This window comes from Aureimonas altamirensis (assembly GCF_023702225.1).
Taxonomy (GTDB): domain Bacteria; phylum Pseudomonadota; class Alphaproteobacteria; order Rhizobiales; family Rhizobiaceae; genus Aureimonas; species Aureimonas altamirensis_B.
Genome location: NZ_JAMQCO010000002.1, coordinates 16,971 through 37,181, shown reverse-complemented (window position 1 = coordinate 37,181; position 20,211 = coordinate 16,971). Strand labels below are relative to the sequence as shown.

General features: G+C 61.4%; 19 protein-coding genes and 1 pseudogene. 14 read left to right on the top strand and 6 right to left on the bottom strand.

Going from position 1 to position 20,211, the window contains the following annotated elements:
• Nucleotides 1–88: 88 nt before the first annotated feature.
• Entirely contained in the window at nucleotides 89–3,892 is a 3,804-nt protein-coding gene (locus NDN16_RS02900; protein WP_251112540.1) for a vitamin B12-dependent ribonucleotide reductase, read from the bottom strand.
• 670 nt (nucleotides 3,893–4,562) lie between these two features.
• Here NDN16_RS02900 and NDN16_RS02895 point away from each other — a divergent pair.
• Nucleotides 4,563–4,988, top strand: a complete 426-nt coding sequence (locus NDN16_RS02895; protein WP_251112129.1) for a hypothetical protein — start codon at nucleotides 4,563–4,565, stop codon at nucleotides 4,986–4,988.
• 131 nt (nucleotides 4,989–5,119) lie between these two features.
• Here the strand turns inward: NDN16_RS02895 and NDN16_RS02890 are convergent, their stop codons facing one another.
• Nucleotides 5,120–5,449 carry a TfoX/Sxy family protein gene (locus tag NDN16_RS02890; protein ID WP_251112128.1) on the bottom strand — a complete coding sequence of 110 codons (330 nt, stop codon included), beginning with the start codon at nucleotides 5,447–5,449 and terminating at the stop codon, nucleotides 5,120–5,122.
• A gap of 258 nt (nucleotides 5,450–5,707) precedes the next feature.
• On the opposite strand from NDN16_RS02890, the gene NDN16_RS02885 reads away from it, so the two are divergent.
• The 3 genes from NDN16_RS02885 to NDN16_RS02875 all read left to right on the top strand — a co-directional run bounded on the left by NDN16_RS02885 (nucleotide 5,708) and on the right by NDN16_RS02875 (nucleotide 7,223).
• On the top strand, nucleotides 5,708–6,235 hold the full coding sequence (locus NDN16_RS02885; protein ID WP_251112127.1) for an antirestriction protein ArdA: 528 nt from the start codon (nucleotides 5,708–5,710) through the stop codon (nucleotides 6,233–6,235).
• Between the two features lie 198 nt (nucleotides 6,236–6,433).
• Complete coding sequence (locus NDN16_RS02880) at nucleotides 6,434–6,649, top strand: transcriptional regulator domain-containing protein (RefSeq protein WP_251112126.1); 216 nt, start codon at nucleotides 6,434–6,436, stop codon at nucleotides 6,647–6,649.
• A gap of 46 nt (nucleotides 6,650–6,695) precedes the next feature.
• Nucleotides 6,696–7,223: a DUF2285 domain-containing protein gene (locus NDN16_RS02875; RefSeq protein ID WP_251112539.1), complete on the top strand. Its 528-nt coding sequence runs from the start codon at nucleotides 6,696–6,698 to the stop codon at nucleotides 7,221–7,223.
• A gap of 107 nt (nucleotides 7,224–7,330) precedes the next feature.
• On the opposite strand, the gene NDN16_RS02870 is transcribed toward NDN16_RS02875, so the two are convergent.
• The 3 genes from NDN16_RS02870 to NDN16_RS02860 form a co-directional block, all read right to left on the bottom strand.
• Nucleotides 7,331–8,065, bottom strand: a complete 735-nt coding sequence (locus NDN16_RS02870) for a HEPN domain-containing protein (RefSeq protein ID WP_251112125.1) — start codon at nucleotides 8,063–8,065, stop codon at nucleotides 7,331–7,333.
• Nucleotides 8,066–8,072: 7 nt separating this feature from the next.
• Nucleotides 8,073–9,263: a DUF262 domain-containing protein gene (locus NDN16_RS02865; RefSeq protein ID WP_251112124.1), complete on the bottom strand. Its 1,191-nt coding sequence runs from the start codon at nucleotides 9,261–9,263 to the stop codon at nucleotides 8,073–8,075.
• 164 nt (nucleotides 9,264–9,427) lie between these two features.
• Complete coding sequence (locus NDN16_RS02860) at nucleotides 9,428–9,715, bottom strand: DNA -binding domain-containing protein (RefSeq protein WP_251112123.1); 288 nt, start codon at nucleotides 9,713–9,715, stop codon at nucleotides 9,428–9,430.
• Between the two features lie 453 nt (nucleotides 9,716–10,168).
• On the opposite strand from NDN16_RS02860, the gene NDN16_RS02855 reads away from it, so the two are divergent.
• From NDN16_RS02855 to NDN16_RS21195, 8 genes and pseudogenes are all read left to right on the top strand, one after another.
• On the top strand, nucleotides 10,169–10,438 hold the full coding sequence (locus NDN16_RS02855; RefSeq protein ID WP_043061663.1) for a helix-turn-helix transcriptional regulator: 270 nt from the start codon (nucleotides 10,169–10,171) through the stop codon (nucleotides 10,436–10,438).
• Nucleotides 10,439–11,515: a replication initiator protein A gene (locus NDN16_RS02850; protein ID WP_251112122.1), complete on the top strand. Its 1,077-nt coding sequence runs from the start codon at nucleotides 10,439–10,441 to the stop codon at nucleotides 11,513–11,515.
• Nucleotides 11,516–11,576: 61 nt separating this feature from the next.
• Nucleotides 11,577–12,095, top strand: coding sequence for a DUF2840 domain-containing protein (locus NDN16_RS02845; RefSeq protein ID WP_203064889.1), 519 nt, complete (start codon nucleotides 11,577–11,579; stop codon nucleotides 12,093–12,095).
• The gene (locus NDN16_RS02840) at nucleotides 12,092–12,637 is read left to right on the top strand and encodes a S26 family signal peptidase (RefSeq protein ID WP_251112121.1); all 546 of its coding nucleotides are present in this window, start codon (nucleotides 12,092–12,094) and stop codon (nucleotides 12,635–12,637) included. The genes NDN16_RS02845 and NDN16_RS02840 overlap by 4 nt, the downstream gene beginning before the upstream one ends.
• A 35-nt stretch (nucleotides 12,638–12,672) precedes the next feature.
• Complete coding sequence (locus NDN16_RS02835; protein ID WP_174835053.1) at nucleotides 12,673–13,008, top strand: DUF736 domain-containing protein; 336 nt, start codon at nucleotides 12,673–12,675, stop codon at nucleotides 13,006–13,008.
• Entirely contained in the window at nucleotides 13,005–13,937 is a 933-nt protein-coding gene (locus NDN16_RS02830; protein WP_251112120.1) for a lytic transglycosylase domain-containing protein, read from the top strand. Before NDN16_RS02835 ends, NDN16_RS02830 begins: the two co-directional genes overlap by 4 nt.
• 313 nt (nucleotides 13,938–14,250) lie before the next feature.
• A pseudogene (locus NDN16_RS21200) lies at nucleotides 14,251–14,898 on the top strand (relaxase/mobilization nuclease domain-containing protein); the annotation flags it as partial.
• Between the two features lie 174 nt (nucleotides 14,899–15,072).
• Nucleotides 15,073–16,305, top strand: a complete 1,233-nt coding sequence (locus NDN16_RS21195; RefSeq protein WP_435301054.1) for a DUF3363 domain-containing protein — start codon at nucleotides 15,073–15,075, stop codon at nucleotides 16,303–16,305.
• Here NDN16_RS21195 and NDN16_RS02820 read toward each other — a convergent pair.
• Nucleotides 16,294–17,019 carry a helix-turn-helix transcriptional regulator gene (locus NDN16_RS02820; protein ID WP_251112119.1) on the bottom strand — a complete coding sequence of 242 codons (726 nt, stop codon included), beginning with the start codon at nucleotides 17,017–17,019 and terminating at the stop codon, nucleotides 16,294–16,296. The genes NDN16_RS21195 and NDN16_RS02820 overlap by 12 nt on opposite strands.
• Nucleotides 17,020–17,104: 85 nt before the next feature.
• On the opposite strand from NDN16_RS02820, the gene NDN16_RS02815 reads away from it, so the two are divergent.
• Both NDN16_RS02815 and NDN16_RS02810 read left to right on the top strand, forming a co-directional pair.
• Nucleotides 17,105–17,857, top strand: a complete 753-nt coding sequence (locus NDN16_RS02815) for an SDR family oxidoreductase (RefSeq protein ID WP_251112118.1) — start codon at nucleotides 17,105–17,107, stop codon at nucleotides 17,855–17,857.
• Nucleotides 17,854–20,172, top strand: a complete 2,319-nt coding sequence (locus NDN16_RS02810; RefSeq protein ID WP_251112117.1) for an excinuclease ABC subunit UvrA — start codon at nucleotides 17,854–17,856, stop codon at nucleotides 20,170–20,172. Before NDN16_RS02815 ends, NDN16_RS02810 begins: the two co-directional genes overlap by 4 nt.
• Nucleotides 20,173–20,211 lie beyond the last annotated feature (39 nt).

The following is a 20,211-nucleotide window of genomic DNA, read 5'->3' as shown; positions in this document are numbered from 1 at the left end:
TGGACGCGTTCGTGGTCTCGCGATTTCGACCCGCCCGGTCAGACCGGGCGGGTCGGGTTTCCTCCGTAGCCTCGCGGATCGAACGGTATCAGGAGCAACCGCTCGTCGAGCCGCACGTATCGCACTTCAGGCAGGTGCCATTGCGGACCATGGTGAAGTTGTTGCACTCGGAGCAGCTCTCGCCGGTATACCCCTTCATCAGAGCCTCTGCCCGACGCTCGGCCATCTTGCTGCCGGTCACGTTGGCCACGTCGCGCGCCGTGGCGCGCCCTTCGATCGGCTGGTCGAACAGACCCTGGGCCGGTGACGTATCGGCAACGGGGGCAGGCAGGTCCAGAGGCGCGGTCTCGAAATCGCGCTTGAACGCCGTCGCTGCCCCTGCACCGCCGCCAACCACGACGGGGCGGGTGCCGGCCATCGGCTGAGTTGCCCGGGTTGCCGTAGGCTGTACGTTCGCGGGCCGTGGCGACGTCGCGGCCGATCCAGCCGGCTCGCCGGACGAGACGACGCGGAACTTGCCCGTATTGCCGCGGACCATGCCGTGCGAGACCGGCAGGTTCGCCGGGCGATCTCCCTCGACACCGCGGCCCACCGTGGAAGATGTCGCATCGTCGGGCTGGACATGCGCAAGGTCGTGGCGCCCCAGATAGGAAACGGCCAGTTCGCGGAACACATAGTCCAGAATGGAGGTCGCGTTCTTGATCAGCTCGTTGCCCTGCACCATGCCGGCCGGTTCGAAGCGCGTGAAGGTGAAGGCGTCCACGTATTCTTCCAACGGCACGCCGAACTGCAGGCCGAGCGATATGGCGATGGCGAAATTGTTCATCATCGCGCGGAAGGCGGCGCCTTCCTTGTGCATGTCGATGAAGATCTCGCCGATCCGGCCATCGTCGAACTCGCCCGTCCGCAGGTAGACCTTGTGTCCGCCGACGATGGCCTTCTGGGTATAGCCCTTGCGCCGGTTCGGCAGCTTTTCCCGCTCGCGCACGACGCGCTCCACGATCCGCTCGACGATCCGTTCGGCAACTTCCGCCGCCCGCGCCGGCGCTGGTGCGGCCAGCAAGGCTTCGGTCGCCTCGGCGATCAGGTCTTCCTCGTCTTCCTCGTCGGCGATCAGCGATGCATTCAGGGGCTGCGACAGCTTGGAGCCGTCGCGGTAAAGCGCGTTGGCCTTGAGCGCCAGCTTCCAGGACAGCATGTAGGCCGCGGCGCAGTCTTCCACCGTGGCGTCGTTCGGCATGTTGATCGTCTTGGAGATGGCGCCCGAGATGAAGGGCTGCGCCGCCGCCATCATACGGATGTGGCTTTCCACCGACAGTGCGCGTTTTCCGATGCGGCCGCACGGATTGGCGCAGTCGAAGACGGGCAGGTGCTCTTCCTTCAGGAAGGGCGCACCCTCCAGCGTCATGGCGCCGCAGACGTGAATGTTCGCCGCCTCGATATCCTTTCGGGAGAAGCCGAGGAAGGGCAGCAGCTCGAAGCTGAAGTCGTTCAACTGCTCGTCGCTGATGCCGAGCGTGTCCCGGCAGAAATCCTCGCCCAGCGTCCATTTGTTGAAGGCGAACTTGATATCGAATGCGCTCTTCAGGCTGAGGTTCAACGCCTCGATCTGCGCATCGCCGAACCCCTTCGAACGCAGCGAGCCGGGGTTGATCGCCGGCGCCTGGTCCAGATTGCCGTGGCCGACGGCATAGGCCTCGATTTCGGCGATCTGGCTTTCCTTGTAGCCAAGCGTCCGCAGAGCGTCCGGCACCGCGCGGTTGATGATCTTGAAGTAGCCGCCGCCAGCCAACTTCTTGAACTTCACGAGCGCGAAGTCCGGCTCGATACCGGTGGTGTCGCAGTCCATGACGAGGCCGATCGTGCCCGTCGGCGCGATCACGGAAACTTGGGCGTTGCGGAAGCCGTGCTTCTGGCCGAGCTCCAGCGCCTCGTTCCACACGGCCTTGGCACGCGCGGACAACTTGCGGTCTTTCAGGGACGCATGGTCCAGCGGCACCGGGTCCGTCGACAGTCCCTCATAGCCGTTGGCGATTCCCTGTGCGGCGCGGGCATGATTGCGGATGACGCGCAGCATGCCGTCGGCATTGCGCTCATAATCCGGGAAGGCGCCGAGAACCCCGGCCATTTCCGCCGACGTCCGGTAGGACTGGCCGGTCATGATCGCGGTGATGGCGGCGCAGATCGCGCGGCCCTCCGCCGACGAATAGGGAATGCCGGCCGTCATCAGCAGGCCGCCGATATTGGCGAAGCCCAGGCCCAAGGTACGATAGTCGTAGCTGCGCTGCGCGATCTCGCGTGACGGGAACTGCGCCATCAGCACCGAGATTTCGAGAACGATGGTCCACAGGCGCGTCGCATGCTCGAAGTTCACGATATCGAAATCGCCGTTCGGCTTGCGGAACTGAATCAGGTTCAAGGACGCCAGGTTGCAGGCCGTATCGTCGAGGAACATGTACTCCGAGCAGGGATTCGATGCCCGGATCTCACCGGCCGCCAGGCAGGTATGCCAGTCGTTGATGGTCGTATGATACTGGATGCCGGGGTCGGCCGAGGCCCAGGCGGCATAGCCGATCTGGTCCCACAGCTCACGGGCCTTCAAAGTCTTGGTGACCTTGCCCGATGTGCGGCCATGCAGGTCCCATGTTCCGTCCGTCTCGACAGCCTCCAGGAAGGCGTCGGTCACGCGGACCGAGTTGTTGGAGTTCTGCCCCGATACCGTCAGGTAGGCTTCGGAATCCCAGTCCGTATCGTAGACGGGAAATTCGATGTCTGTGTAGCCCTGGCGGGCAAACTGGATGACGCGCTTGACGTAGTTTTCCGGCACCTGGGCCTTCTTGGCGTCGCGCACCGCGCGCTTGAGCGCCGGGTTCTTCATCGGGTCGAAGCAATCGCCTTCCGGCCCTTCGCAATTGACGCAGGCCGACAGGATGGCCTTGAGGTTGCGCGAGACGATCCGCGATCCGGTTACCAGCGCAGCGACCTTCTCCTCCTCGCGCACCTTCCACTGGATGTATGCCTCGATATCGGGATGGTCGATATCGACGACCACCATCTTCGCGGCCCGTCGGGTGGTGCCGCCCGACTTGATGGCGCCGGCGGCGCGGTCGCCGATCTTCAGGAAGCTCATCAGGCCGGAAGACTTGCCTCCGCCGGACAGCTTTTCGCCCTCGCCGCGCAGGGCGGAAAAGTTGGAGCCCGTGCCCGAACCATATTTGAACAGGCGCGCCTCACGCACCCACAGATCCATGATGCCGCCCTCGTTGACGAGGTCGTCGCCGACGGACTGGATGAAGCAGGCATGCGGCTGTGGATGCTCGTAGGACGAGGCGGAACGGGTCAGTTCGCCCGTGCGGTAATCGACATAGAAATGGCCCTGGCCCGGCCCGTCGATGCCGTAGGCCCAGTGAAGGCCGGTATTGAACCATTGCGGGGAGTTGGGCGCCACCTTCTGGGTCGCCAGCATGTAGGCAAGCTCGTCGCGGAAGGCGAGGGCATCGCTTTCCGAATCGAAATAGCCCCCTTTCCAGCCCCAGTAGGTCCAGGTGCCGGCGAGGCGATCGAAGACCTGGCGGGCATCGAGTTCGGAGCCCGTGCGTTCCGATTCGGGGAGGGCGGACATGGCCGCTTCGTCCGCCGTACCGCGCCACAACCACGACGGGACGTCGTTCTCTTCCACCTTCTTCAGGTGCTTCGGAACACCGGCCTTGCGAAAATACTTCTGGGCGAGGATGTCGCTCGCGACCTGACTGAACTGGGCCGGAACGTCGATTCCCTCTAGGCGGAAGACGATCGATCCGTCCGGGTTGCGGATTTCGCTGGTCGCCTTGCGGAATTCAACGGAAGCGTAGGGGCTTTCGCCCGCCTTCGTGTAGCGGCGCTCAACCTTCATGCCCATGACTTCGACCCTTTCCGGAAACGGTGAAAACGCTGGCACGGCAAGCTCGCCGCTCATGCGCCGCGATCATGTTGCACCGTTTTGATTAACTAAACCTTGTGCCCATCCACATGGGCTGACGCCATATATAGTGTCTCACGATCGAGATTAGGAGCCACCGGATACGATTTCCACAAGGTAGCCGCCGGGCATTTCGGCCGGGCGGCGGCGATGTCTGCGCTGACGCTAGCGCCGCAGACGCGCACCATCAATCCGCTTGCCGACGCAAATTTCAGATAGGCCGGTAATACAGGGTTTTTCCGCAGAGGGGCTGTGGATAACGGGGGCGGAGAGGGCGCGTGCTTGCATCCGACGCCCGCCATCGCATGTCGCGGGGCGGGGCTTGTCCCAACGACAGGACGGCACCAAACGTCGCTTTTGCGACTGGCGTGTCATCTTGCAGGACGGTGAGGCACTCGACGTTATGATTATCGGAAGAACGAACCGCGCGTGGCGGGCGGGAGACGAAGAAACCGAGAACTACACCTACGCTATAGCCCTCCAAAATGACACCTGAAAGCCGCCGATGGTCGACAGACGGGGCACGGGTTGGCATTATGTTGCCCGTGCCCAACCGCAGGAGCGACGCAACGGCAATCCGCGCAGACCGTGAAGGAGCAGAACCATGGTAGCCGTGATGTTGATGAGCGTGGCGCTAGTCGCCGTCCTTTGCGTCGTGGCCTATAAGCTCGCAGTCTATGCTCTGCCCTTCATGCTCGGATTGACCGCTGCGCAATTCGCCTATCAGACCGGCTCCGGCGTAATAGGTGCCGGGCTGGTCGGCCTCGTTTCCGCTGGGGTGGCGTTTGGCATCCTCGCCCTGCTGTTCGAGACGTTGCGCACTCCCATCCTTCGCCTAATCGTGGCACTGATCTTTGCCGCACCCGCCGCCGTCGCGGGCTATGCGCTAGTCCATGGCATCACCAAAGAGGCGGTGCCCTCTGAAATCTGGCGGCAAATCTTCTGTCTGGTCGGCGGCGGTTTCGTTGGCGTGTCGGCTTTGATGCGACTGGCCGCACCGTTGCCCTCCAGCCCCGCACCTGCCCGCTGACATGAAGGTATAAAAGACGGTCCCGGCGCAAGCGCCGGGGCTTTTTCATAGCGGCCCTCCGGCTCTCTACAGCGCAATTTGGAAGCGCGTTCGCCTCCGGGCCGGCGCGGCTATCGCCGCGCCGCAGCGGCCTACTTTGCCGGCAGGGATCGAACGAAGGCGAGTGCGGCATCGACCAGCCTGCGCCGTAGCGCATCGTCACCGAAAGCCGAAGGTCCGGCTCGCACCCAACCTTGCATCCGCCGGCCGCGCGAGATCATCGGAACCACGTCAGGCATATCCAGCGCCCAACCGTCCCGATCCTTGCCGAGTCTGGCGAGCATCCCATCGTCACGAGCTGCGCACAGCAGATTGCCGTCGAGCAGCCAAGCCCAGCCGCCGAACATGGCCTTTTCCATCAATCCAGACATGCCCCCGAGGTCTTCCCGCAAGATTTCCTCAAGGCCCTCATCACGCGCCAAGTCGTGCCTCCAAATGACGCCGCGAAGCGGCGACTGATTGCTTGGTTTTACTAAGGGCCTTGCCCTCGCGCCAGCAAGGTAAGTGGAACCGTCCGGGGCGGTATCCCCAGCCTTCCGCGCCCCAAGGGGCTTGTGCAGGCCGGGTGATCCCCCTCCACCCCGGCCGCCCTTGCTCGTTGCTACCCCAGTCTCGGCGACGGCCAGAAGGTCAGGCGCGGCGTTCCGCTTCGCTGACCTTCAGACCCGAGGATCAGAGACATGACCAACGTATCCGACAGCACCCCCCGCATCTATGTTGCCTGCCTTGCAGCTTACAATAACGGCTTTCTGCACGGGGCTTGGATCGACGCGGATCAGGACACCGACCAGATCAGGGACGAGATTGCCGCGATGCTTGCCCGTTCCCCTGTCGAGGATGCGGAGGAATACGCCATTCACGCCTATGAGGGTTTCGAGGGCGTCAGCATCTCCGAATATGCCGGCATCGACAACGTGGCGCGGATGGCCGCGTTCATCGCAGAGCATGGCGCACTCGGCGCGGGCCTGCTGGAGCAGTTCGGCGGCGACATGGATCAAGCCGAATCCACCTTGGAGGACTGCTATCATGGTCAGTTCGCCAGCCTTGCCGACTACATGGAGGAGTTGACCACGGAAAGCGTCACGATCCCCGAGCCGCTACGTTACTATGTCGATTGGGACGCGATGGCGCGCGACGCCGAGATGGGCGGCGATGTGTTCACCATCGAGACGGCGCACGGCGAGGTGCATGTGTTTTCCAACAGATGAAAACATGGTCGCCTGTCCGCACTTGCGGGCGGGCGACTAGCCAGAGCGCGACGATAGTGTTACGAAGAAAATAACCAATAATGATCGGGTTAGCCGCTCAACATATCTACTTTGAGCGGCTTCTATTACTTCAAACAATACTTGAATCTCTCTGGTCCGGGCGCGGCCTCGCGCACCCCGGCTTTGGGAGGTGACGCCATGCTTAGCATCGACTGGCGTTTCCCGGCGGCATACAGACACGCGAAGCACATTCCGGCCGCCGGTTTCGCTTGGGAATACCTGCGCCGCAACGACGAATATCGTCAGGACTTCCAGACCATCGCATTGACCGGCCAGCCGACCGGGCGCGACCTTGAAGCGTTCGCGCATCGCTGGGGCTTGCGATTTCCCGTGCGATCCCGACGCGCCGCATGACCAGCAATCCCCGATCTGGACGCCGAGCCTTCAACCGCAAGCGGTAGTGCTGTCGCCGGTCGGTCACAAGGACAGCGACACCGAACCGATATTGACGCTGGCGCATCTCGACGGCCTCGACCTGCGCCGCGCCGCCGATGGCTGGCACGGTATCTGGCAGGTGGATGGCGTCGCACATCAATTCTGGCTGCCCGAGGCGGTGCCCGACGCAGCCGCTTTCTATGCCGTCACCCTGCCGATGGATTCCTTTCTGGAGCTGCGTGCCCACGCTGCCCGCCGTCTTTGGCGGTCCCTCAACGGCCGCGCGCCCGGTCCCGACTTCCGGGCCGTTCCCGCGCAGCTCCGGCAATGGCATATCCTGTCCCTGCGCGCGCTCGACGCCCGGCTGCGCGGCGAGAGCTATCGCACCATCGCCGAAGTGCTGCTCGGCTTTCGCGGCACCAAGGAAGACTTTGAGAACGATCCGCGCAAGAACAAGGCCCGCAGGCTAGTCGCGCACGGCATCAAGATGATGCGGGGCGGCTATCGCCTGCTGCTCCACTATCCAATTAAGGTCGGAACAAATGGAAGATAATGTAAGGCCAAGCGCTTTCGCAAAGCATAACCATTGTGTGGAAGTCACTCAATTGGAAAGCCGATGGCTTACTAGCCGACCTTCATAAAGAATGCAGATTAGAAGGTCTACGCCCCAACTTGCGCCGCAGGCAAACTATCAGGAAGCCGCTCCGCAAGTGCGACAGCAATCGCTTGGAATGTTGAAACATAACCGTAAAATATATCGGGACCAGCGGAGCTTCCCGCGTTCAAGGAGTGCGCAATATCGTTCCTCATCTCCATGAAATCATTTAATGATGTGAGGAACCGCCCATGAACCTTTCCGCTATCTTCTTCGCCAAAATGATCCTTCATTTTCTCATGGTCACATATCTTGAAACATATGTTTGAAAGATCGCATATAGAGAAAACGGCATTAATCTCTGATGGCCGCATATTGTTTTCATTATGGATCAGTGAATCGTATATATCTTGCGAAACATCGCCTCCTAGAAAGGCCCAAACTGCATCAAATTTAGCCCGAGAATCTGCCGATATATGCTCTAGGGAAAGTGGTGTTCCTCCGGTGTCTATTTTCGCGCGTGCCAAGTTTTCAAGCGTCCGCTTCCAAGCGGTTGCTGTCAGCTTTTTAGGAAGCTTCTTCGGATCACTGGTCCGCGAAACAACATCTCTAGCGAACTGCCGGCCCAACTGCCGAATAAATTCCTCAAAGGTGGCGGCCAGAAGAAGGGTAGCCGAATTCACCGACGCGACGCGGGCCTTTGCGGAGGAACCGCTACTGTGAGCAGCCTGAACGAGATTTGACAATGCAGTCAAATCAGACAAAAAGTCTTCTGCTATGAGATCATATGAGGTCGCCACGGCTTCCTCACGCAGAATGATGAAGAATGTCTTGAAGTAGCTCTATCCTATCCCTAACCGATTCAGCGGTGTTACCACGACCAACAAGTATTTCATATTTATCGTCATCAGCGATAGCTGACTGCATCCTACCGACAATTGCAGCTTTCTCCGACTTAATTAAGTCCCTCTTTGCCCACAGTCGATTAATCGCCACCATTGCAGCATCATAAACCGCAGCAGATACGCGCTCCCGACCATCGGTTCTGGACGCAACAGAGAACGGCTTTCCATCGAAAATTTCATAAAGGAACTTGAATTGCTCTTTGTATTCCTCTCGAGCGATTGCGGCTTCTTCAGGAGTCATGCGAACCTCCATTGCTCGGTCAAGCATGGACTTCATTGACCCTCGAATGTTGGCATCGTCTTTCAGTGCAAAGTAACGAAGGACAAGTTCGCAATCCTTCATCGTGCTGTATAGGCTATTCTTTTGCCGTTCTGGATTGATATAATAATCCTCCGGATCTTTCTCCGTATAAGGAGGAATTCCAAATACATCAGTAAATAGACTGTATCGACTTAGTTCAATAATTGTATCATTTAGCGGTCCGGGATTTTGAGCATTCCTTAGCTCTTGCGCGTTGAGTTTCATACCCCCGGTGTTGAGCCTGTCAAAAACTAAGCGCCTGATATCTGTGAGGCCGAGTGACCCCGGCCCGGAAATTTCAGACTCACTCTCCATCAGGAGAACGATGGCAGAAATACTTGCTCGGTCTAAGGTTCTTTTTACCCGAGGCGGAGCCTTCGGATACCGAATTCCGTTAAGTGGAGAAAGGACCTTCAATCCAGAAAGAGCAAATGACCCCGAGAAAAACTCTCGGATAGTATTTAGTCGCTGCTGCCCGTCCATAACCTCATACCGGGCCGCATCGCTTTCGTAGAAAAACACTGGAGGTATTGGAATGTTAAGAAGAAGAGACTCAATAAGCCTTGATTTCTGTGCGGTCGTCCATCGAAGCCGGCGTTGATATTCGGGATGAAGGTTGATTGCTTCCCGCCTATCAATCATATCCCTGATCTGTGGAAGCAGAAAATTATTGGTCTGATAAACAACGCGAAATGCGTTCTTTGCCAAGAAGTCATCAGGGTCGCGGGAGTCGACTGCAACCGGAGCGTCATCCGGTTCTTCTGTCTCGCCAAGATCAACATCAACGCTCATGTTCAGGCCCTTGCAAGCTATATTTTTTTCATGTCTAGACGATCTTTTTCAGGCCCGTCTAGCGTGTTGTGTTCCCACATAGCCTAAACGCCGCCTCATGGTAAGCGTAGGCCCTCGCTTCTTGCAGCCGAAGCCGTCCGTGGCGACATTTATGGGCGTCATGCTCAGGGGCTGTTGCCTACCGCCTGCTCCAGAACCTTCCGATAGCCCTCACGCGATAGCCATTGCGCGCGTTCGAGGTGGCTTTGCCAGCAACGATAGGTCCGAAGTTCCTCGGCTGCCGGATCGCGGTGCAGCACGATCCGCGCGACTTCCTTCCAGTCCGCGCCCTCGGCCTTGGCATCGAGAAGCCGCAGATAGGTGACGTAGTGGCGTTCGTCATAGGCGGTTATGGCGTTGCCGGCTGGCGCTTCGTCGTCCACATCGGGATCGAGTTCGATGGGAACCCGCATAGCCTTCCCCTTCATCTGGAAAGAGCCTTGCTTGCGGTGCGCCCCCGCAAATGGCCCCTCAACCTGGTGATCGGGGAGTTAGTAACCGTGACTAGACGGCCCTATGACCTTTGGGCGGGTAGCCTTGGACATACGTCATAGGCCCCCCGACCATAAGTCGAGGATCGTGGTGCCGTCACGGCCGGCACCAACCGCTAGTCAGGGGTTACTAAGCCCCAGAGCAGCGCGTCTGCTCCGCTTACATTCCTAGCCGAGCCGCGCGCGAATGTCTTTGCCTTTTCGGCGCGACACGGCGACGGGCGGCTGAAATCCCTCAGCCGCGCAGCGCCCCGAAGGGGGTGCCGCCAACGCATAGGCGCAAATGCGGCACGCTACGCGCCGCCGATCCCTCGCCATGGTTCGCCACAGTCCGCTGCCGCCCCCCGGCAGCCCAATCCCGACTGGAGGTGATCCATGGCCAACCCGCTTGCGGGCCTGCCGCCGCGCCTGTTGCGCACCAAGGAAGCCGCGCGCTTCCTCGGCATATCCATCCGCACCCTTGAAAAACATCGCACCTATGGCACCGGCCCGACCTATCGCAAGGTCGGCGGTCGCGTCCTCTACACCGTCCGCGATCTGGAGGACTGGAGCGCGGTCGGCGAACGTAAATCCACCCGCGACAAGACCGCCGGCACGGTCTTTCCCGCGCGTCCGCTCACGCCCGAAGAACGGGACGAGTGCTAGATGCTGCGCGAGGACGATCACGCCCCCGCGCAGCCGACCGAGGACAGCGAGCGCAGCCGCCTAGACCCCTTCGTGGTCGCAACGGGCGATGCGCCGCCGCGCGACCAGCGCGACTTGATGGAGCGGCCGTTTTTCTCGCTGGCGAAGACCCCGCGCACCAAGCCGATTCTCTACAAGGCCGCCGACATAGAGGTGCAGGTGTTCGGGATGCCCGAGCATGGGATGGCGACCATTTGGGACGCCGATGTGCTGATATGGGCGGCCTCGCAGATCGTCGCGGCCGAGAATGACGGCCTCACGACTTCGCGCTTCGTCCGGTTCACGCCCTACCACCTGTTGCGCGCCATCGGGCGGCCGACCGGCAATCATCAATACCGGCTTCTAAAAGCCGCGCTGGCGCGGCTGCAATCCACCGTCATCGCCACCACCATTCGCAACGGCCCGCATTGGCGTCGCCGGCAATTCTCTTGGATCAACGAATGGGAGGAAATGACGACGCGCGCCGGCCGTGTCGAGGGCATGGAGTTCGTCCTGCCCGAATGGTTCTACAACAGCGTCATCGACCGCTCGCTGGTCCTGACCATCGACCCGGCCTATTTCGGCCTGACTGGCGGCATCGAGCGATGGCTTTACCGCGTCGCCAGAAAGCACGCCGGGCACCAGCGTCATGGCTGGATTTTCGAGGTCGCGCACCTTCATCAGAAATCCGGCAGCCTTGCCCGGCCGTCCGACTTCGCGCTCGACCTGCGCCGGATCGCGGCCCGCCAGAAACTCCCCGGCTACCGCCTCCAGATCGAGCGGGAAGACGGCCGCGAGCTGCTGCGCATCCGCCCCGAAAACTCATCAACAGGCACTGTTGATAACCCTGTTAATGCCATCGGCAGATCAGGCGCACGGGGTATCGGCATATCAGGCGCACGACTATCGGCAGATCAGGCGCACGAACCGCAGCTAACGCTTTGGCCTGAAACGCGGAATCCGACCGCTAACTTATCTAACAGAGAATCTAACTCTTTTTCTTTGACGCGCGCGCAGGCGAAGCGTGGTGCCGGTTCTGCCGGGAACGGCAAGCCATGACGCCCGCCGTTGACGCAGCGCACGCGCGCAATCCCCACCAGCACATCGCCGGAGACGCACAATGACCCGTCGCGCCCATCGCAGCGCGCACGGCCGTCCGCTGCCGGACGGGCCTGCGCCCTTCACCACATTGGTCGAGCTGACTTTCGAGAAACGCCGCATCGAGCATTGGATCAGGTTCGGCCGCAAGAGCTATGAACAGATCATCGACCGCCGCCGTAGCGTGGTCGGCTTCGCGCCGGGCAGCGTCTTCGCCTTCGTCCGATGGGCGAACGGCGAGCATGGCACGGTCGTTTCCCGCATCGACATTGTGCGGGCCATCGGGCGCGGCGAGCCGTTCCAGACATTGCCATTCGTCCGCCCCGGCGGCGAAATCCTGTTGCGGCTCGATAGCTGGCCGAAGGTGCAGCGCGGGCTTGCCGCCATCGACGCCGTGGAATCGCTCGGCCTCGATCCGGCCGACGCCGCGCCGGAGCATTGGCGGCACGTCCACAACCGTTTGACCGCCAATCTGGAGCCGCACGCCTACACGCCCGAGCGACATGCCGCGTGGCTTCACCGCCGAAGGATCGAGCCATGACGCGCCGCCGCACCCTCACGGTGACGGCGCTCGCCGCTATCGGAATCGCCGCCGCCAGCGCGGTCGATTGGCCCGTGAAACTCATCTGGAACGCGACGGCCAGCGCACCCATCGGCTTCTATACCGTCGAGCCGGCCGAGCGGATCGAGGTGCCCGAGCTGGTCGCCGTCATGCCGCCCGAACCGCTCGCCGCCTTCATGGCCGAGCGCAGCTATATCGCGCGCGGCGTTCCGCTGTTGAAGCGCGTCGTCGGCCTGCCGGGACAGCGGGTTTGTCGCTTGCGATCCACGATCACGGTTGACGGGATCGAGATGGGCGAGGCGCTGGAGCGCGACAGCCTCGGCCGCGATCTGCCCGTCTGGCAGGGCTGCCGAGTGATCGGCGACGGCCAGCTTTTCCTTATGAATTGGGAAGTCCGCGACAGCCTCGACGGCCGCTATTTCGGACTCACCCCCGCAGCTTCCGTCATCGGCCGAGCGGTCCCGCTCTGGACCGATGAGGAAGGCGTCGGCCGCTACGAGTGGCGCGCACCGACGCACTGAAACCATCCCCGAAAGCCAATCACAGGAGATTTCCCATGGCAGAAATAGGCACCTTCACCCGCACCGAAACCGGCTATGCCGGGAAGCTACATTCGTTCGGCCTCCGCGATAAGCTGTTCATCGTTCCGGCCAAGCCGAGCGACGTGAAGAACGCGCCCGACTATCGCGTGCGCCTCGATAGCGAGGACGGCCCGGACACCGGCCCCGCATGGAAAGACTCCAGCGAAAACGCTGGCGAGTTCGTGTCGTTGCGGCTGGAGGGACCGATCTTCCCGTTCCCGATCCGCGCCAAGCTGTTCCAGTCCAACGACGATCCATCGGTCTGGACGCTGCGTTGGAAGCACCCCCGAAAAGTCGAGGACGAGGAATGACGGCCGCGCGCGTCCGGCCCGCCATCCGGTCCAAGATCGTCATCCCTTTGTTCGCGGAAAAGCCGTCTCATCCCTTCGTCCCGCTCGGCCACCGGACGGCCGGCGCGCACAGCGAAGGTCAGGGGCGGCCATCGGCCGGCGCTTGCGCCTTGCCCTTGACCGCAGCGAGCACGCTGGCAGGCTGGTGTCGAAGCGGAGACAGGACTGCATGGCATTATGCCGTCCTGATACTGGCCGGCGCGCTTTCCGTCTGCGCCGGATCGAGCGTCGCGGTCGCGCAATCCGCGCCCGTCGAGCGCCCGGCGGCCGCCCATCCTTATACGGCCCACATCGCCGAGGCGTCGCAGCGTTTCGGCATACCGGAGCATTGGATCGTCGCGGTGCTAAGCGCCGAGAGCGCGGGCGATGTGCGCGCGGTTTCATCGGCCGGGGCGATGGGATTGATGCAGGTGATGCCCGACACATGGGCGGGCCTGCGCGCCCGCTACGGCCTCGGCCGCGATCCCTACGACCCGCGCGACAACATCCTCGCAGGCACGGCCTACCTGCGCGAAATGTTCGACCGCTATGGCAATGTCGCGGCGATGCTGGCGGCCTACAATGCCGGTCCCGGCCGCTATGACGAATACCTTGCGACCGGCCGCGCCTTGCCGGCCGAAACGCGGGCCTATGTCGCCGCGCTTGCTCCGATCCTCGGCGGCGCGGCGGCAACAGAAGCGCCGTCATCAGCACCGCCACCGCCGCCCGATTGGCGCGAGGCACCGCTGTTCGTCATGCGTCCGGGCGACGGGCGGGCTGTCGCCGCGCCGCCGTCCGACGCACGATCCGGTGACGGCCGCGCGACCGTTCCGGCGCGCGATCCCGTCGATGCGGAGTCACGGGGCGACAGCATTTTCGTCGCCGACGCGAGCGGTTCGGGAACGCCATGAGGGCGGCGTTCCCGCGCTCGGCGGCGCTCGTTCCGGTGTCCAGTCAGGCAGGTTTTTGCCCGGCTGGATTCCCGGCAGGAGGGGCAGAAAAGGCAGAAAGGGCGGAGGGCAAGATTAAAGAAGACGGCACCATGTCGGGCCGCTTCTGGAAATTGTTGTTGTCTGCACACTGGTTAGGTGCCCGATTCCGGCACCATGGTTTTGAGGGGCCGCGTGCCGCGATTTCGCGCAAAGCCATGGCTTTGCAGGGTTTCGAGCGGCACCATAGGCCCATATCGGCCTGTTTTCGGCGGTTTTGGCTGGAGTCGCGCCCATGAGCGCCGACGACGAAAACCGCTTCCGCCCAAAGCCCGGCCGCATCCGATCCGACACGCCGAAGGCCGGCAAGACCAAGAGCTTTTTCACGCAGGTCAAGAAGATCACCCGGCAGCATCAGGCGGCAGCCTCCCGCGATCCTTCCATGCCGTCATCCGCCCGCCCGTCATCGCCGGGGCGGTCCCGCGCCGTGGCCGCCAGCGGCAAGGGCGTGAAGCGCGGCCGGGGCGCGAGCTTCGTGCGCGCCCGCAACATCTCCGGCCAATGGCATCATCGCCAGCCCGGCAGCCGCCGCGTGATCGTCAAGCAGCGCAGCGTCCGGGCAGCGTGGAAGGGCGGACGCGCCCGCGCGCATCTGCGCTATGTCCAGCGCGACGGCACGTCACGCGATGGCGAGCGCGGCCGGCTCTATTCGGCGACCGAGGACCGCGCCGATGGCGACGCCTTCCTTGATCGCGGTAAGGACGACCGCCACCAATTCAGATTCATCGTCTCGCCCGAGGACGGCGCGGAGCTGTCGGACCTCACGGCCTACACCCGCGATTTCATGCAACAGGTAGAAGCGGACCTCGGCACGAAACTCGATTGGGTTGCCGTCAATCACTACAACACCGGCCATCCCCATGTGCATATCATCGTCAACGGCCGTGACGATGCCGGCGGGGATCTAGTCATCAACGGCGACTACCTTTCCGCTGGCCTGCGCGAGCGCGCCAGCGAGCTTGCCAGTCTGGAACTCGGCCCCGTGACCGAGATCGAGCAGACCCGCAAGCTATCCGCCGAAATCGACCAAGACCGTTTCACCCGGATCGACCGCGCCATGGTCGAGGAAGCCGATGCCCGTTTCCTCGATCTGCGCCATGAACCGGCAGAGCCGAAGCGGCAGTTCGAGCGGACGCTGCGCCTGCGCCGTCTCGGCAAGCTGGAGAAGATGGGGCTGGCGACCGAACACGCGCCCGGCGTTTGGGAATTGAGCAAGGACATGGAGCCGGCCCTGCGCGAGCTGGGCGAGCGCGGCGACATTATCCGCACCATGCAGAAGGCGCTCGGCCCGCAGGGCGGCGAACGCGATCCCATGAGTTTCCAAATCCATGACGGAGCGCCAGAGACGCCTATTGTCGGCCGCGTCGTGGACAAGCATCTATCAGACGAGCTGGGCGAAGACCTGACCATCGTGGTGGACGGGATCGACGGGCGGACGCATCACATCGCGGGCATCGCGCCCGAGCGGCTGGAAGATGCCCGCATCGGCAGCGTCATCCAGATCGGCCCGGCCGAGGCGACGGCCCGGCCGTCCGACCGCACCATCAGGGCCATTGCCGAGGACGGCATCTATCGGCCGAGCCGCCATCTGGAGCAGGCGAAATTCGAGGGCCGCGTTCCCGGCGGCGACTATGAGGGCTATGTCGATGCCCATGTCCGCCGGCTGGAGGCGCTGCGCCGGGCCGGTATCGTCGAGCGGATCGACGCCGACCAATGGCGCATCCCCGACGATCTGGTCAGCCGTGCCGCTGTCTATGACGCCGGCCGCGACCGGCAGGCCAGCGTGCGCGTCCTTTCTCCGGTCGATCTAGGCAAGCAGATCGGATCGGACGGCGCGACATGGCTGGACCGGCGATTGGTCCATGGCGAAACAGCGGACCTTGCGCCGGCCGGTTTCGGCCAGCAAGTGCGTGAGGCGATGGACCAGCGCCGCGAGCATCATATCGAACACAGCGACGCCACTCGAGCACGGAATGGCCGCATCTTCTACCGTCGCAGCCTTCTCGCCACCTTGCGCGAGCGCGAGGTTGCCCGCGTCGGCGCGGAGATGGCCGAGAGCAAGGGGCTGCCGTTCCGTGCCGCCACGGACGGCGAGAACGTCAGCGGCAAGTTCACCGGCACCATGCAGCTATCGAGCGGCAAGTTCGCCGTGGTCGAGCAGTCCCATGAGTTTACGCTAGTCCCGTGGCGGCCGGTCATCGACCGCCAGCTCGGCCGCGAGGTTATGGGCGTCGTGCAGGGCGGATCGGTTTCGTGGCAGCTAGGGCGGCAGAGAGGGCTAGGAATTTAGTGCTTGCGTGCGCGAAGCGCCGCGATTGCGATGGACCAACAACTCCCGCCGATGTTTCACATACCCGGCAATATCGTGACCGGGGATGCTGTCGAAGGTGTCATTGGTGACTCTAAGATTTTCTATTCTGTCCAGCCTGAAATTTCGCAATGCCTGCCGTGTTTCGCACCATCCGCTAACAATCCAGCAGTCGGAAAATGCAGTAAGCGCCATGGGGCGCAACCGCCGCCGAGCGCGCTTGGATTGATCGCTTTGATAGTCGAACTCGACGATGGACCGGGAGCGGAGCGCCCGGCGTATCGTCGCTGCATGGGGCGGCGCGCGGCCAGCCGCGCGGCGCGACACGACAATGGGCGTGTCGGCCAACATTGGCTTTGACGTTACGGGGAGCACAGCGTCGATCTTCGATTGCGCGGCAGCGGCGCTTTGCGCCAATTCCGTATCCCCGGCAGCCATGACAAAACTCAATCCCACGGCCAACGCTTCAATCTGATCCAGCGAGAAGTTGAGCGGCGGTAGCTGGAGGTTGTCGTCTGCTACATAGCCGATGCCCCCGACGCCTTCGATGCCGACGCCCGAGGCTTGCAGGTGCGCGATGTCACGATAAATCGTGCGCTCGCAGACCTCTAGGGCTTCTGACAGCTCTGCCGCCGTCAGCACCTTTCGATCCCGAAACAGCCCGACGATGCGGAACAACCGTTCTGCGCGACGCATGATCTTCTCCGTTTCCCCCTGACAGAATGATGTCAGGGGGAGCGTGCTAGTGTCAACTTGGAATGACCAGAATCGCGGGAAAGACATGATCGAACATAAGCGCAGCGCCATCGTTACTGGCGGCGGACGGGGGATCGGAAAAGCCATTGTTGACCGGCTCGCGGAAGATGGTTTTGCGGTCATGTTCACCTACCAGAGTGATGAAAACGCCGCTCGTTCGGTCGAGAAATCTCATCAAGATGCCGGTCGCGCCGTAAGGGCGTTCAGAGCCGATCAAGCTGACATTGATGCAGTTTCTTCGTTATTCCAGACCGCTTCGGCTTGGTTCGGAAAAAACGATGGTCCGTTTTTGGACGTGTTGGTTTGCTCGGCAGGCATCATCGAACATGCGCCCATCGAAAGCATAACGCCGGAAATGTTCGACCGAGTGATGGGCATCAACGCTCGGGGAACACTATTCACCATGCAGCAGGCCGGACACGCCATGCGCGAAAATGGCCGGGTCGTCTGCATTTCCACGATAGGCACGGCATGGCCGTCAGCCGGGGAAGCAGTTTATGCAGCCAGCAAGGCAGCGGTCGAGCAATTCGCTCGCGTCGCCTCGCGGGAATGGGGAGCGAGAGGGATCACGGTGAACGTGGTATCGCCCGGGCCAACAGATACCGATCTGTTGCGCCGGGATGCAGACGAGGAAACGCTTACCAATCTCACCTACATGACTGCGCTACGGCGTTTGGGCCGACCGTCTGATATTGCGGGCATCGTCGGGATGCTCGTTGACGAATCGCAGGGATGGGTCACTGGACAGAACATTCGTGCTGATGGTGGGCTGGTATGACGGACGGCGCTTCCCTCGCACTCCATTCCGATGCCAGAGCCATAGAGGTGCGGGGCGCAGCGGAAAACAACCTCAAGAATGTTGATGTTGATATTCCCCGGAACGGGCTTGTGGTTTTCACTGGCGTCTCCGGGTCCGGCAAATCGTCTTTGGTTTTTGATACCGTTGGCGCGGAAGCACAACGACAACTCAATGACACCTTCACGGCTTTCCAGCGAAATCGTTTGCCGCACTACGGAAGGCCGGACGTCGAATCCATCACCAACCTTTCAACCCCTGTAATCATCTCGCAGAAGCGTGTCGGCGGAAACGCTCGCTCGACGGTTGGCACCTATACCGACACCTATGCTCTGCTTCGGCTTCTATTCTCGCGTGTGGGGCAACCCTATGCGGGATACTCGAACGCTTTTTCATTCAATGATCCCGAAGGCATGTGCCCGAATTGTGAAGGGATCGGCACAGCACGAACCTTGGATCACAGTGCTTTCTTCGATCTTGAAAAATCACTGAATGAAGGACCGTTCCGCCATGGCCCTTTCGGGAAAGACGGATGGCATATCAAAGTTTATACGCAGTCTGGTCGTTTCGATAACGACAAGAAGCTGAAAGATTACACGAAAGACGAGTGGCATGACTTGCTCTATGGGTCAGGCCGCAAGGTGCTTATCGGATCAGGTGCGACAGCCCGCCACGCACCCTTTGAGGGCGTAGCGAGCAAATTTACCCGCCTATACATTCGCCGTGACACGTCCGACCTTTCAGATGCAACAAAAGCTGGCGCTGCAAAATTCGTAATATCGGGGCCATGCCAAGCGTGCGGAGGAAGCCGCCTCAATCAACGCGCGCTGGAGTGCCGGATAGACGGTTACAATATTGCGGATATGGCCGCTCTAGAGTGCCAAGAACTGGTGAAGGTGTTAGCTCAACTATCGGGCAGCGTCGCATCTCAACTGGCCGGCGATGTCATTGAACGTCTGGAACAGCTTATCGACATCGGGCTTGGCTATCTAAGTCTGGACCGGGAAACCGGGTCGCTTTCTGGCGGAGAGTCGCAGCGAATTAAAATGGTCCGTCACCTTGGCTCCAGCTTGGTCGAGGTGATCTATGTCCTTGATGAGCCGAGTATCGGGCTGCATCCCCGTGATGTGGATCGCCTTACTCGGATGCTCAAGAAGCTCCGCGACAAGGGAAATACGGTCCTTGTCGTGGAGCATGACCCGGACGTTATCACCATCGCAGATCATGTCATAGACATCGGCCCCGGTGCTGGACGCGACGGGGGAACAGTCATGTTCCAAGGCTCGGTCCCCGATCTTCTGGCGTCAGGCACTCCGACCGGCAAGGCGTTACGAGCGCCGTTCGCTATCAAGGCGCACGTTCGCTCGGCCAAAGGTTCTTTCCCGCTACGAAACGCCACCGGAAACAACTTGAAAAACGTCAATGTCGATGTGCCGAAGGGAGTCCTGACTGTTGTAACAGGCGTCGCCGGGTCTGGAAAAAGCTCGCTCATCAGTGGGGCTTTTGCGTCTGCCTTTCCCGAGGCCGTGCTTATCGACCAATCGGCCATCGGTGTGTCTTCCCGCTCGACGCCAGCGACCTATACCGGGATTATGGACCCCATTAGGGACGAGTTCGCACAGGCAACTCGCTCCAGCGCATCCCTGTTCAGCTTCAATTCGCGTGGCGCTTGCCCTGACTGCCAAGGTCTAGGGATCGCCTATACCGATCTTGCGTTTCTCGATCCGATCAAAACAGTTTGTGAGACTTGCCAAGGCAAGAGGTTCAAGGAGAGCGTTCTAAGGAAGCGCCTTCGTGGAAAGTCGATCAGTGATGTTCTTGAGATGCCCCTGTCGGACGCTCGACGTTTTTTCGACAATCCTGAAATCACGCCGACACTGGATGCTTTGATCGCTGTCGGTTTGGGATACCTAAGTGTTGGGCAGCCGCTTTCGTCGCTATCAGGCGGCGAACTCCAGCGCCTCAAGCTCGCAATGAAGCTCGGGGACGGCGAGGGAATCTATATCCTCGATGAGCCTACCACCGGATTGCATATGTCCGATGTCGGCCGGTTGCTCAAAATCCTAGACCGATTGGTAGATGGCGGCAGCACCGTGATCGTTATCGAACACAACCTTGACGTTATCGCCAACGCTGACTGGATAATCGACATGGGGCCGGAGGCGGGCCGGAATGGCGGAAAAATCGTCTTCCAAGGCCCGCCTATCGCACTTGCTCGGGAGGCACAGACACTCACCGGCAGATATTTGGCGGCGAAGGCGAACAACCCGTCCGCAGCGATGAACATTGCGAGGTGAGATGCCCCCTTCTGGTCTTACCGTGCTTTCTATGCCGTC

Coding starts and splice junctions, on each gene's coding strand:
- NDN16_RS02900 (WP_251112540.1), bottom strand. CDS start 3,892: ATGAAGGTTGAGCGCCGCTACACGAAGGCGGGCGAAAGCCCCTACGCT.
- NDN16_RS02855 (WP_043061663.1), top strand. CDS start 10,169: ATGGCCAACCCGCTTGCGGGCCTGCCGCCGCGCCTGTTGCGCACCAAG.
- NDN16_RS02850 (WP_251112122.1), top strand. CDS start 10,439: ATGCTGCGCGAGGACGATCACGCCCCCGCGCAGCCGACCGAGGACAGC.
- NDN16_RS02815 (WP_251112118.1), top strand. CDS start 17,105: ATGATCGAACATAAGCGCAGCGCCATCGTTACTGGCGGCGGACGGGGG.
- NDN16_RS02835 (WP_174835053.1), top strand. CDS start 12,673: ATGGCAGAAATAGGCACCTTCACCCGCACCGAAACCGGCTATGCCGGG.
- NDN16_RS21195 (WP_435301054.1), top strand. CDS start 15,073: ATGGTCGAGGAAGCCGATGCCCGTTTCCTCGATCTGCGCCATGAACCG.
- NDN16_RS02860 (WP_251112123.1), bottom strand. CDS start 9,715: ATGCGGGTTCCCATCGAACTCGATCCCGATGTGGACGACGAAGCGCCA.
- NDN16_RS02880 (WP_251112126.1), top strand. CDS start 6,434: ATGCTTAGCATCGACTGGCGTTTCCCGGCGGCATACAGACACGCGAAG.
- NDN16_RS02830 (WP_251112120.1), top strand. CDS start 13,005: ATGACGGCCGCGCGCGTCCGGCCCGCCATCCGGTCCAAGATCGTCATC.
- NDN16_RS02885 (WP_251112127.1), top strand. CDS start 5,708: ATGACCAACGTATCCGACAGCACCCCCCGCATCTATGTTGCCTGCCTT.
- NDN16_RS02845 (WP_203064889.1), top strand. CDS start 11,577: ATGACCCGTCGCGCCCATCGCAGCGCGCACGGCCGTCCGCTGCCGGAC.
- NDN16_RS02865 (WP_251112124.1), bottom strand. CDS start 9,263: ATGAGCGTTGATGTTGATCTTGGCGAGACAGAAGAACCGGATGACGCT.
- NDN16_RS02810 (WP_251112117.1), top strand. CDS start 17,854: ATGACGGACGGCGCTTCCCTCGCACTCCATTCCGATGCCAGAGCCATA.
- NDN16_RS02895 (WP_251112129.1), top strand. CDS start 4,563: ATGGTAGCCGTGATGTTGATGAGCGTGGCGCTAGTCGCCGTCCTTTGC.
- NDN16_RS02820 (WP_251112119.1), bottom strand. CDS start 17,019: ATGCGTCGCGCAGAACGGTTGTTCCGCATCGTCGGGCTGTTTCGGGAT.
- NDN16_RS02840 (WP_251112121.1), top strand. CDS start 12,092: ATGACGCGCCGCCGCACCCTCACGGTGACGGCGCTCGCCGCTATCGGA.